The 12,711-nt window shown below is 48.8% G+C and carries 7 protein-coding genes and 1 pseudogene; 5 read left to right on the top strand and 3 right to left on the bottom strand.

Features of this window, described 5'->3' with window-relative positions; all coding sequences use genetic code 11:
- The first annotated feature begins 19 nt into the window (after positions 1–19).
- Positions 20–2,029, top strand: coding sequence for a methyl-accepting chemotaxis protein (locus NSS79_RS21865; RefSeq protein WP_342436137.1), 2,010 nt, complete (start codon positions 20–22; stop codon positions 2,027–2,029).
- Between the two features lies 1 nt (position 2,030).
- Positions 2,031–2,309, top strand: coding sequence for an STAS domain-containing protein (locus NSS79_RS21860; protein ID WP_038594175.1), 279 nt, complete (start codon positions 2,031–2,033; stop codon positions 2,307–2,309).
- Positions 2,310–2,372: 63 nt separating this feature from the next.
- On the opposite strand, the gene NSS79_RS21855 is transcribed toward NSS79_RS21860, so the two are convergent.
- From NSS79_RS21855 to NSS79_RS21845, 3 genes and pseudogenes are all read right to left on the bottom strand, one after another.
- The gene (locus tag NSS79_RS21855; RefSeq protein WP_038594172.1) at positions 2,373–2,777 is read right to left on the bottom strand and encodes a CBS domain-containing protein; all 405 of its coding nucleotides are present in this window, start codon (positions 2,775–2,777) and stop codon (positions 2,373–2,375) included.
- A gap of 240 nt (positions 2,778–3,017) precedes the next feature.
- Positions 3,018–3,375: pseudogene (locus tag NSS79_RS21850) on the bottom strand (VOC family protein).
- A 102-nt stretch (positions 3,376–3,477) separates the two neighbouring features.
- Entirely contained in the window at positions 3,478–4,392 is a 915-nt protein-coding gene (locus tag NSS79_RS21845; RefSeq protein WP_342436136.1) for a TIM barrel protein, read from the bottom strand.
- 174 nt (positions 4,393–4,566) lie between these two features.
- On the opposite strand from NSS79_RS21845, the gene NSS79_RS21840 reads away from it, so the two are divergent.
- The 3 genes from NSS79_RS21840 to NSS79_RS21830 all read left to right on the top strand — a co-directional run bounded on the left by NSS79_RS21840 (position 4,567) and on the right by NSS79_RS21830 (position 12,677).
- Complete coding sequence (locus tag NSS79_RS21840) at positions 4,567–5,664, top strand: winged helix DNA-binding domain-containing protein (RefSeq protein WP_342436135.1); 1,098 nt, start codon at positions 4,567–4,569, stop codon at positions 5,662–5,664.
- Positions 5,665–6,067: 403 nt separating this feature from the next.
- A complete protein-coding gene (locus tag NSS79_RS21835) occupies positions 6,068–7,234 on the top strand; it encodes a small-conductance mechanosensitive channel (protein ID WP_342436134.1) in 1,167 nt (388 codons plus the stop codon).
- Between the two features lie 13 nt (positions 7,235–7,247).
- Entirely contained in the window at positions 7,248–12,677 is a 5,430-nt protein-coding gene (locus NSS79_RS21830) for a diguanylate cyclase (RefSeq protein WP_342436133.1), read from the top strand.
- Positions 12,678–12,711 lie beyond the last annotated feature (34 nt).

Raw genomic sequence — 12,711 nt, 5'->3', positions numbered from 1 at the left:
TGGAAAAGGGGAGAATTCGGTGAAGTTAAGTTTAAAGGTTAGAATCAGCATTTTATTGTTCCTCATTATTAGCGTGCCGTTGTTTGTTTCCGGTATCATCTCTTACAAACTGGCGGCAAATGCACTGCAAACGACAATTGAAGAGGAATTAAGAACAACAACAAGTTCAGCCGCCAAGTCTGTTGAGAGCGAGCTTGAAGCGGTAGGCAATTATCTTGAAATCGCCAGCAAAAATAGCACACTGGCCGATTTCGCCGCAAGTCCAGCCTCGGAGGGAGAAAGAAAGACGTCTTTCAGTTATCTTTCCGGTATCCAGCAAGACAACGCCAAGCTGCTTGAATCGCTGATCGTTGCGGATGTGAACGGCAAGGCGCTGCTTTCCAGCAGTTCTGAAGCTCCGGAGCTGGATGTGCAGGACCGGGAGTATTTTCAGCAGGCGCTTCAAGGGAAAGAGGCGATAAGTGATGTCCTCACCTCCAGGGAAACTAATCAGCATATCGTCGCGATTGCCCATCCGCTGCGTCAAAATAATGTTATTAAGGGTGTACTGATCGGGACAATCGTCTTTGACAGCATTTCCGCGCCTGTAGCCGAAGTGAAAGTTGGCGAGAGCGGATACGGGTATATGATCGACCGTACAGGCCTTGTGGTTTATCATCCTGATAAAGGCAAGATTCTCACAGAAAATCTGGACGGCAACAGCAATAAGGAATTAAATGCGCTTGTACAGATTATGAAAAGCGGTAAAGCTTCCCATGGCTTTTATACCTATGAAGGCGTTTATAAGTATGTGTCCTTTCAGCCTGTAGGAAACTGGGTTGTGGCGACCACTGCGAATTACGGCGAATACATGGCATCTGCAACAGAGATCCGAAATACGACACTGATCGTTGTTATTGCCTTCATTCTGGTAGCTCTGCTTGCAGGGTATTTCTTCACCACCCGGAATATCATCAGTCCAATCAAGAAGCTGGAGAAAGCCATGGCTCAGGCTGGTGATGGTGATTTGACAGTACATACGGCCATCACATCAGGGGATGAGCTGCAGTCGCTAAGCGATTCCTTTAATGCAATGATTGACAAGCAGGAAGCCATTATTGAGAAAGTAAGGGCGGGCTCGGAGGTTCTAACCTCCATGTCGGAAGAAATGGCGGCTTCTTCAGAGGAAATCAGTGCGTCGATTGAAGAAATCAGCTCCAGCACTCAGGAAATTGCCGCAGGTGCGGAGAATAACAACCGTTCCGTAGTGAATGCCTCACAGGTTCTGGTGCAGCTTTCCAGTCTGGTGCAGCTGGCTCAGAGCAAGGCGGCAGCGACTTCCCTGAATGCGGACAGCACCAACCGGGCAGCACAGGATGGCAGAATCAAGGTCATTAATACGGTTGAGGCGATGGATACGATCAACAGCAGCACCAAGGAGACAGAAGAGCAGCTGCAGACTGTGAGCAAGTTGTCCGGCAAGGTTTCCACTATTATCGGAACCATTAATGCCATCGCCAAGCAGACCAATTTATTGGCGCTGAATGCCGCCATCGAAGCTGCAAAAGCGGGAGAACACGGGCGCGGCTTCAACGTGGTGGCCGGAGAGGTACGGAAGCTGTCGGATGAAACGCACAGGCAGGCAAACGAAATCTCATCGCTGGTACATGATATGGTCTCCCGGATTGCGCAAGCTGTGAACTCGATGCGGGGTGCCTCGGAAGCCGTGGAGGGCGGAGTGAGGATCGTTAATGAAACCGATCATGCATTTATCCATATCATTGAATCGGTGGAGATGATTAACGATAGTGTGCGGGAAATCCTGGAGATTACCAAAGACGAGGTTGCCACCTCGGATCAGATCATCAAGCTCATTGACTCTATGGGCACGATCTCGGAATTGGCGGCAATGAACAGCGAAAGTGTATCCAGCGCAACCGAGGAACAAGCGGCGACAGTCAACAATTTCGTCTCTTCTGCCCAGGAGGTCAGCGCCATGGCCAATGAGCTGGAATTCCTCGTTGAGAAATTTATAATTAGGGGGAAATGACATGAGCGAGATTATTATTGAAATGCCGGAGATGTTTTCCGTAGAAGAAGCAAGCAAGTTTAGAGAAGATATCCGCAGTTATATCAGCACGGGGTATTCAAGTTTTCTGCTTGATTTCGGCGGCTGCCGGTTTATCGACAGCACCGGGCTTGGGGTGATTGTCAGCTCTTATAAGAAATGCGTGGAGAATGGCGGCACGATCAGACTGCAATCCTTGAATTCAAATGTGTTGAAGATCTTTGAACTAACAAGGCTGACCAATGTGTTTGAGATATTATAAGCAAAAATACCACCAAGGCCTCCCACCGCTTTCTGCGGGGGAGGCCTTGGTGGTATTCGCGAATTAATCAGTTATATTCCGGGTGTAATATTCAATGATATCCTTGCGGCGGATAATACCGAGGAAGACTCCGGCGCCATCGACGACAGGCACAAAGTTCTGGTCTGCGGCGAGTGTAAGCATATCCTCCATCTGGGCGTGAATTTCCACGCTTTCATTATGCACATGTCTCTGGATCTCGCTTACGGTAACCTCACGCATATTCTCAAAGCCGAGGTCTGCTGTGTTCTTCAGCTTCCATAGCAAGTCGCCCTCTGATAAGGTGCCAACATATTTGCCTTCATCGTCAATGATGGGTATCGCAGAATAATAATGCTGTTCCAGCTGCTCCATAGCTTCCAGCATGGATATGGAGGAAGCAATAAATGCGACCTGATCTTTGGGCAGCAAAAAAGAGGAAATTTCCATAGGTTCGACTCCTTTACAGTGGAATAAATGCGTAGCGGTAGTTTAATTAAACCATAGTTTAGTATGTAAACGCATTAATAAAAAAGATTTTTAACTTCCCTCGAAGCTGTAACAACCGTCTCCGCTTGTTTTTTTATTTCAAGAAATGTGATTTCTTGCCCACAAAAAAAGAATAGAGAACCCTGCGAATAACGAGCGGGATTCTATATTCTCTGTTTTAGATATCAACATGCATTATTCTTACTTGCCGACTTCGCCATTCTCGTGGCTAATCTGCCATTCGATGCCGAATTTATCTTTCAGGCTGCCAGGATTTGAGCTGCTCTTCATCGCGGGATACGAGTGCGAGGCTGATATTGTTCCCCACCGTAAAAGGCATGCCCGGAAACACATCAGAGAACATTACATTGCTGCCGTCAATGTTCAATCTGGAGTGCATGACCAAGGATTTGGCTTCTTCAGGAAGCGGATACTCGGGGTTTGGCGGCGAATCTCCAAAGGTCATGATCTGTGGAGCTTCTGTACCAAACACCGCAGCATAATACTCTACAGCTTCACGGCAGTTCCCATTGAAATTCAAATACACATCAACAGACACATGCTTCACTCCTCTAATGTTAAATTAAGCCAAGCGCATATTTCCATATTGTATCATGGCCTTGTCCATAGAAAAATATTCTTTCGGGTCTGGAGTTGACTATCAGAATGAAATGTTCCCGCTGTCCGGCTGCTGTGCTCCGTTCAGGATTCCGTCAACCCATAAATAACAGCGTTGCAATTGTTCCTCTGAAATAAGGTCGGAGCGGTGCTCGAACATGATTTTCACGTCACTGTTCTCCTCACGGATAATCCGCAAATAATCCTCGATTGGTGCCCAGCCGTCTTGCGGGCTTAATTCTGGAAGAACCGGATTGTGGCTGTTGTGCACGCTGTCATTCACCTGAACATTGGAGAGGTGGATCAGACCTGCATAGCGGGTAAACTTTCTTAGGATGGCTCTGGCATCAAAATACGGGTCAAGCTTGTCCTGCAGAAATAACCTCGCAGTATCCAGGCAGAGCTTAATCCGGGGGTACCGGATCAATAATTGCTCGAAAAAATCGTTGTCGTAAACATATCTGTTTAATGCATCAAATTCCAATACGGGGACAAATTGATACTGAAGGCTCTGTGCGTTCAGCCATTCAAAGAGTTGCTCGCTGCGCATTATCAGCTCTTCCAGCGTGATTTCAGATTCATAGATAAACTCCCGGGAATCTCCAAACCGCCATCCTGTCCAATTCACACGTTCGTCCAGAATTACAGGTTTCGGATAATGAAAAAGAATATATTCCGGCTGAAGGGCTGTCAGAACATCCAGCTCTTCCCGGACATGCTGGTAGGCATCCTCACGCACCTGCCCGTCTGTGGAGAGGAAGAGGGGATCGCGTAGCCTGGTGGCGTCAGCCCGGAACGGAAAATGTACGCCAACCTGAAATCCTTTGCTGCGGGATTCTTCGATTAAATACTGTATATCTTCTGCGGTGGTGAATGAACAAGCCTCTATTCCATAGAATCCGTTTCTAAAGTCTTTATGGAATTTCTCGTAATCAAACCCTCCATATTGTCCAATCATAAACTGCTTCAGTCTAACCGCCTCGCTTTTAAGTCATTTTTTGGTATTAGCTTCGCTGGACAACTTCCAATTTCCTGCCTGGGCCGTAGTATTTCGGATAGACAATTAACCGGCCCGTTCAATATACTAGGGGAAAGAAATGGTTTCAAAAGGTTTTAGCAAAGGAGAATAGAAGTGACTAACAAGCGGATTGCCGGCCATCGGCTCTTGAACCAGCACATCAGCAGTCCCGCGTTCCAGCAGCCGGAACAGGTCGTAAGGGCACTAGGTGCGCTGCAGGCACAGGACTATATGCAGGCGGTCTGGGCTATCGGCTTGCGCACAGCATCGGCGGGATTGGCCGATGTGGAGCGGGCCATCACGGAACGGAAAATTCTTCTGACCTGGTCACTTCGCGGGACCATTCATTGTGTACCGCCTGAAGATGTGAAGTGGATGCTTCAGCTATGCGCTCCACGGCTGCTGCGGGCGACAAAACGCAGGCTGGAACAATTGGAGCTGGACGACAAGACTTTGGAGCGCTGCAGAAGGATCCTCTATCATGCCTTAAAAGGAGGGCGGTGTGTTACGCGCCCTGATCTGCTTCGGCTGCTGGAGGAAGAGGGGATCAGCACTGCCAGCCAACGGGGCTACCATATCCTGTGGCACTGCGCGTATAACGCTTTAATTTGTTTTGGGCCTCTGCACGGCAAGCAGCAGACCTTTGTCCTGCTGGATGAATGGGTGACCGGGTCCAGGGAGCTGTCCTTCGATGAATCACTTGCTGAGCTTGCCCTGCGGTATTTTACGACCCATGGGCCTGCAACCGTACATGATTTCGCCTGGTGGACAGGTATGACAGTGACGGATGCCAGAGCAGGACTGGACGCGGTGAGCAACGAGCTTATAAGCGAAGTTATAGAATCCGGTGAGTACTGGATGCCGAATACACCTGGTGACGGAACAGAGACCGGTAAATCTTCCGGTGTCTATCTGCTTCCGGGTTTCGATGAGTATATTCTGGGCTACAAGGACCGCAGTGCGGTCCTTGAGCCGGAGACTGCTCCGCTAATTGTTCCCGGCAACAACGGTGTATTTATGCCGACGATTGTATGGGATGGACAGGTCATCGGGATATGGAAACGCACCCTCAAGAAAAAAGGTGCCGAGCTGATGTTATCCCCCTTTAGATCCTTGGACCGCGTCCTCAAAGAACAGTTGGAACAGGCTGCCGGACGTTATGCTGCTTTTCTGGGACTCCCGCTCACCAAGCTTGATATGAAAGAAATATAAGCCGAAAACCGCTGGATTGCCCGTAAGGCCAACGTTGTAAATCATTTTGGACACTGCTCTTATTATATGAATGTGCTCTATAAATCATGGAGTATGCCGCCGAAGGCGGATGTTTCCCTGAGGGTTCCTCTGGCCAAGATTGGCCGGCGGGACCTTTTTTAAAATATAAGAATTTATATGCTTCACGCTATAAATTATCCTTCTATTTCTCGCTGAAACGCATACCGTCCTTTTGAGGACGGCGAAGCCGTTTCCACTTGTGAAAAAAGCTGAAAAGTATAACTAAAAGGTGAAAGAACCGATCATGCTAGCAGGAATAAATTGGAGGACTATCGAATAGATAGCGAGTGTGTGCCAGCAAAATTCGACTTTTGAAATCCGTGCATAAGAGGGGTTAGAGACAATGAAATCAGGGCGGAAAACATTTTTTTTGGTTATTACGTTTGGGTTGATTTTTCTTCTGCCTTTACTGGGCAGTTTGGCTCAGTGGAAGGGGCTGCCCGCAGGTTATGGTGAGTTTCCCGCCCAAAAGGTGGAGAACGATCCGGGGTTCAGCCTGATTTATTTCTCCCTGGCCTGTATTGTGGCTTTACTTATTACCCTGGTGCTGTTGTTTCCCCGCTGGTTTGGGTTCAAGAAGACTCAGCGGATACCTGAGCCGCAGGCTCCAGCAACCGGATTTCCCGTCTGGTTCTGGTGGAGTCTGCCGGTGCTTGCACTCAGCTGGTTTCTGATGTGGGCACGGCTCAAGCTGCCGTTTTCGTTGGAATCCTACACGTTTGTTCCATTGTGGTGGTCATTTATTTTGATTTTGGACGGATTGGTTTATAAAAGAACTAACGGAGTTTCGATTATTTCCCGCAAGCCTCAACTGATGCAGCTGCTGGCTGTGGTGTCCTGCTTCAGCTGGTTCGCTTTTGAATATCTTAATTTTTTTGTGATCGAAAACTGGTATTATCCCAATAAAGAGGTCTTCTCGAACTTTGGTAATGTGTTCTGGTTTTCTTTGTCCTATACTACCGTTCTTCCGGCAATTGTTGAATGGTACATGCTGCTCAAGACTTTCAGGACGCTTAGGGAGCGCTACAAAAACGGGCCGAAATTTACAGTCTCCAGAACTTTTCTGATTATTTATTATGTCCTTGGACTGATATTGGCCTTTGGTATGGGGTATTACCCCTATTTGCTGTTCTGGGTGCTTTGGGTGGCTCTTGTCCCGATGCTGTCTGCCGCTATGGCGCTTGCCGGCTTCTGGACCCCATTTACATCCATCAAGAACGGAGATTGGTCCAAGGTTATTCTGATAGCACTGGCCACTTTGTGCAACGGATTCTTCTGGGAGTTCTGGAACTTTGGCAGTGAGTGGTTCCACGATTCAATGCCCTTAAATCCGAATTATTGGAAATATTCTGTGCCTTATCTGGATAAGTTCCATATTTTTTCCGAAATGCCGATTTTGGGCTACTACGGGTATCTATTTTTTGGCCTGAACTGTTGGATTATGTGGCTGATCGCCGCCTATGTGTTTAAATTTGATGCCGATTTTGAAGTAACGGGAGACAAGAGCTAAAGGTGGAGTGGGCATGATTGCATTTGAAAACTATCAGCTTCTGGAAACTATTTCCGACAACGTTATCAAATCGGTCTACAGGTGCAAAGATGCTGCATCAGGTATTACGGTCATTCTGAAAGTGCTGAAGTCGGAGTTTGCCGGTCCGGAAGCTGTGATGCGGTTCAAACAGGAATTCAGGCTGCTTCAAGAGCTGTGTGAAACGGCTTCGGGGGTTATTCGGCCTTACAAGCTGGTAGAGCAGAACGGGTGCTACATCATGGTGCTGGAGGATGCCGGTGGACGGTCGCTTAAGAGGATTATGGCTGAGGATTCACCGGATCAGCACACGCTTTTGCAGCTGGCGATTCAGGTTATTGATATTCTGGGAGCGATACATGAACAGAATGTAATCCATAAGGACATCAAACCCTCGAATATCATTTGGAACAGGGAACGGAATCTCGTGCAGATCATTGATTTCGATCTTGCGGTGAAGCTGACCAAGGAGAGGCCGGAGTTTCAGAACAGCGGTGTACTCGAAGGGAGCCTGCACTATATTTCCCCGGAACAGACGGGAAGAATGAGCCGGAATATTGATTACCGGAGTGATTATTATTCGTTTGGTGTTGTGCTCTACGAGATGATGACCGGCATAAAGCCGCATGACTCGGAGGAAATGCTGGAGCAGATCTATTCCATTATCGCCAAGGAAGCCGTTCCCCCCTATAAAGCAACCGGCGGCAAGGTCTCACCTGTCCTGTCCGCTATCATCATGAAACTCATGGAGAAATCCGCTGAAGATAGATACCGCAGTGCCTACGGAATTAAAGCGGATCTGAAAAAATGTCTCGCAGGAAACGAGGCGTTTGTGATCGGCAGCGAGGATCGGCTGAATCTATTCCGCATCCCGCAAAAGCTGTACGGCAGGGAAGCGGAAGTAGCCTGTCTTTCCGATGCATTCCGGCGTTGTGTCCGGGGCAACCCGCAGATTATGTTCGTAACGGGAGACGCCGGAGTGGGCAAAACTGCGCTGGTTCACGAGCTGCATCAATACATTAGCCAGGAGAAGGGCCTTTTCGCCGAAGGCAAGTTCGACCAGTACAACAGGCATATCCCTTATAGTGCATTGATTCAGGCGTTCCGAAAGTTGATCAGCCAGCTGCTGGACAGCCCGGATGAGGATTACAAACAATATATCGGAGGCGCTCTGACCAAAGCGCTGGACGGAAATGGCATCCTGATTGCCGGCTTGATCCCGGAGCTCAGCCTGTTCATCGGCGATCAGCCGGAGATGGAGCCCCCGCCGCTTAATCCTGCAGAGGAGACCAACCGGTTTTTCCTCACATTTGCCAAGTTCATCGAAGGAATAACAAAGAACGAGAGACCGCTGGTCCTGTTCCTGGATGACCTGCAATGGGCGGACTTCTCGAGTCTTCAGCTTGTGGAGAGGTTGGTGCTGGATAACCAGCTACGGAAAGTTTTTGTTGTCTGTTCTTACAGGCACGACGAAATACCTGCTGGTCATCCGCTGTTTACCTCTAAGATGAAAATGGAGAAAAGCAGGGAAGTTGATGAAATTAAGCTGGGAGCTTTGTCCTTGAGTCATGTGCAAAGTCTGATTGCCGATACACTCTATACGGGTACAGACAACGTCAGACAGCTTGCAGAGGTTATTTATAAGCGTACCAAGGGCAACGCTTTTTTTATCAGCGAAATTCTGAAGGATCTTAATAAAACCGGGTACCTGCATTTTGATGAGCGGCAAGGTGAGTGGAGCTGGCGGCTTCAGCAAATTGTAAACCTCCCGATCAATGACAATATCGTCGAATTTCTAATGATGAAGCTGATCACCTTGCCGGAAGATCTGCGCAGAATTTTGATGCTTGGTGCTGCCATTGGCAATGTGTTTGATTATGGCATGCTGACATTGATTGCGGAAGAGCCGCGGGAAGTCCTTGCCGGCTGTATCGCTGCGGCGGTGGAAGGAGAGTTCATTCACCCTGCCGACTACCGTTATGGCCTATTCTCAGGTCTGCTCGCCGATGCGGGGGAAGATCTGCTGCAATTGGCCGACATCCCGTTCAGATTCTCCCATGACCGGATTCAGCAGGCGTTCTACCAGATGCTGGACGAGGACAAGAGCAAAGCGCTGCATCTGAAGATCGGGCGGCTAATGCTGGATAAGCTGACGCGTGAGGAAGCGGAGGATAAAATCGTCGATATCGCCGCACATCTGAACAAAGGGCTGGAGCTGATTGGCGCTAAGCAGGAAATCAGCAGGGTAATTCTGCTTAATCTGAAGGCAGCCCGCAAAGCAAAAGCCGGGTTTGGCTATGAATCGGCTTATGTGCTGCTGGAAACGGCAAAAAAGCTGCTGCCGGAGGATGCCTGGACCGAAAATCGGCCTCAGACGGCGGAAATCTATGAGCTCTATGCGGAATGCGGATACCTCACCCATCATACTGAAGCGGCAGACAGAGCCTGTTCAATTCTAATCCAGCATACGGAAGACAGAATGGCCCTTGCGCAAATTTACGAGATGCAGGCTAATCACTATATGTATCTGGGCTTGATGAAGGAATCAATTCAAGCGGGCAGACAAGGCCTGGCTGTACTGGGAATGAACATACCGGAGAAGGTTGGCATGGGCTCTGTGCTTAAGGAGCTTGTGAAGATCAAGACTGCACTTCGCGGGAGACCGGCCGAGGATATTTTTGCGGCGGCTGAGATGAAGGAGCCGGAAATGAAGCTGATCATGAGACTGCTGATTAACTTCATTCCACCAGCCTTTATTTCCGGGGAGACCTCACTTTTTGGCTTAGTTGTACTGAAGAAGGTTGGGCTCACGCTGACTTACGGCAATGCTCCGGAATCGGCACTTGCTTTTGTCGGGTATGCCATGCTGTTATCCGGATTTGGGGACAGCAAGGGAGCTTTTGACTATGGAAGACTGGGCATACGAATGAATGACAAGTTCAATGACCAGCAGTGGAAAGGCGCGGCATATGTACTATATACCCTGTTCTCTCACGCCTGGACGGAGCCTTGGGACACGCTGCAGGACTGGTTCACCACATCCATAGAAGCCAGCCTGCGGACAGGGGATTTATTGTATCTGGCTCACTCCTCCTTCTACGTAAATCTCTGGAATCCGTCAATGGATATTGCCGCGAACCTGCAGGAAAGCAGCCGGACCCTTGCGATGATCGAGAATACGAAGTATAAGGAGTCCCTTGCGACAGCGCAGCTGGCCCGGCAGTATCTTCTGAATCTGGCCGGTGAGCTTGCGGACAACCATTCTTTTGACGGGGATGGGTTCAGTGAAAAAGTCTATTTGCGGGAGCTAACGGAGGCCAATTATTTTTCCGGAATCGCCATCTATTATATTTATAAAATGAAGCTATTGTTCACCTACGAGAGCTACCGGGAGGCCATGGAGTATATAGATAAAGCCTACCCGATTATCAGCACACTTGCCGGCTCGGCTTTTATGGAGGAGTTCGCCCTCTACACGTTCCTTAACCTGGCTTACAGTTACAAGGATCTGAATTTTCTGGATAAAAAGAAAGCCCGGAGCAGAATGCGCAAGGAGTTCCGCCGGGTCCGCAAGTGGGCCAGGCATGCACCGCATACCTTCCGCCAGCATGAATTTCTGATGAAGGCCGAATGGGCACGGATCTCCCGGCAGGACGAGAAAGCGGGGCATTACTACGACCTGGCGATTGAGACCAGTGAACAGGGCAGCTTCGTGAGATATAAGGCGCTGACCAATGAGCTGGCGGCCCGTTTTTACTACAACAAGGGTTTCAAAGAGTTCGCGGCCTATCTGCTCAGACAATCGGAATATTATTATTCCGTCTGGGGGGCGAAGGAGAAGATCAGGTTTATTAACGAACGCTACCCGGATATCGTCAAAAAAATCAACACCAAGGAATTTATGCACGGGCGCACGGTCTCGGATTATACCGAAAGCATTGATCTGAATTCGATGATCTTGGCCTCTCAGGCCATTTCTAAGGAAATTGAGCTGAATAATCTGCTGGAAGCGCTCATGCAGATTGTCATCAAAAATGCCGGGGCCCAGCGGGGTTTTATCCTGATGACCTCCAAGACCAGTCTGCTGGTGGAAGGGGAGTATCAGCCGGAGGAAGATAAAATCACGGTAGCCGTGCAGGATCAGAAGAGGTATGACAATCTGCCGGATTCGATAGTAAGGCTGGTGGAGGAGAGCAGGGAAACAGTCATTTACAATGATGCCTATTCCGAGACCCCGTTCGTAAATGATCCTTATATCGTCAAGCACCGTCCCAAATCGCTCGTCTGCATGCCGCTGATCAACCAGAACAAGACCATCGCGATTATTTACCTGGAGAATAACCTGGTGACAGGCCTATTTACGAAGGAACGGATGAAGATTATCAATCTTCTGTCCAGAGAAATGGTCTTCTCGCTGGAGAATGCCAGCCTTTACTCCGAATTGGAGCGCTCCGAAGAGAAATACCGTGAGCTGGTGGGCAATCTGCAGGACGGAATCTTTATTACGCAGGACAAAAAATGCAAATACGCAAATGAAGCGCTGGCACAAATGCTGGGCTACCACACGGAGGAGATGCTGGAGCAGCATTTTGAGAACTTCGTGAGTCCAGCCGAACGGGAAAAGGTACTGCATTATTACTCCAGACGGGTTGAGGGCAAGCAGGCGCCATTTGAGTATGAGACCAAATTGATGCATAAGGACAAAAGTCGTGAAATTATTGTCATTCATAAGGCGACTCTTATTACCTATATGAACAAACCGGCTGTTCAAGGCACCGTAAAGGATATTACCGAGCGCAAAAAGGCGGAGGAGGAGCTGAGACGGCATAAGGATCATTTGGAGGAACTGGTTGTGGAGCGGACTAAGGAGCTGGAGCTGAACAACGAGGAACTAAACAAATATATCCAGCTGATCGAAGAGATATCGATAACCGACGAGTTGACAGGTCTATATAACCGGAGGTATTTCAACAAATTATTTCTCGATGAAGTGGAGAATGCGGCAAAGGATAAAAATTATCTGACTTATCTGATGCTGGATATTGATTATTTCAAAAAATTCAATGATACGTATGGTCATTATGAAGGAGACAGCGTACTCCGGCAGGTAGGAAGTCTGCTGCAGCAATTGGCTGAACGTGCCGACGGCTTCGCATTCCGGCTGGGCGGTGAGGAATTTGGCATCGTGGTGCCCGGATTCACTCCGTGGCAATCCCGCGAGTATGCTGAAAACATCAGAAGAAGCATCGCCGATCTGCGGATCGAACATTCGCTGAGTCCAGAGCACGGAATCATAACGGTATCCATAGGTGTTGCCGCAGTTCGCGTCGATAACCTTCGTGAAGAGGATATTTACAAGCTCGGCGACGATGCGCTGTATCAATCCAAAGCAGCGGGCAGAAACTGTGTGACGCTGTTTGAATAGCCAATTCTCTTTCAGAACCTCCAGAGCCGTAAGG

Origin of the sequence: Paenibacillus sp. FSL L8-0436 (assembly GCF_038593025.1) — a bacterium.
In the GTDB taxonomy this organism is placed as follows: Bacteria; Bacillota; Bacilli; order Paenibacillales; family Paenibacillaceae; genus Paenibacillus_AQ.
This window is presented reverse-complemented; position numbering and strand designations above follow the sequence as displayed.

Bases quoted from the DNA above. Each gene is read 5' to 3' on its own strand.
- NSS79_RS21860 (WP_038594175.1), top strand. From the start codon at position 2,031: ATGAGCGAGATTATTATTGAAATGCCGGAGATGTTTTCCGTAGAAGAA.
- NSS79_RS21855 (WP_038594172.1), bottom strand. From the start codon at position 2,777: ATGGAAATTTCCTCTTTTTTGCTGCCCAAAGATCAGGTCGCATTTATT.
- NSS79_RS21835 (WP_342436134.1), top strand. From the start codon at position 6,068: ATGAAATCAGGGCGGAAAACATTTTTTTTGGTTATTACGTTTGGGTTG.
- NSS79_RS21830 (WP_342436133.1), top strand. From the start codon at position 7,248: ATGATTGCATTTGAAAACTATCAGCTTCTGGAAACTATTTCCGACAAC.
- NSS79_RS21845 (WP_342436136.1), bottom strand. From the start codon at position 4,392: ATGATTGGACAATATGGAGGGTTTGATTACGAGAAATTCCATAAAGAC.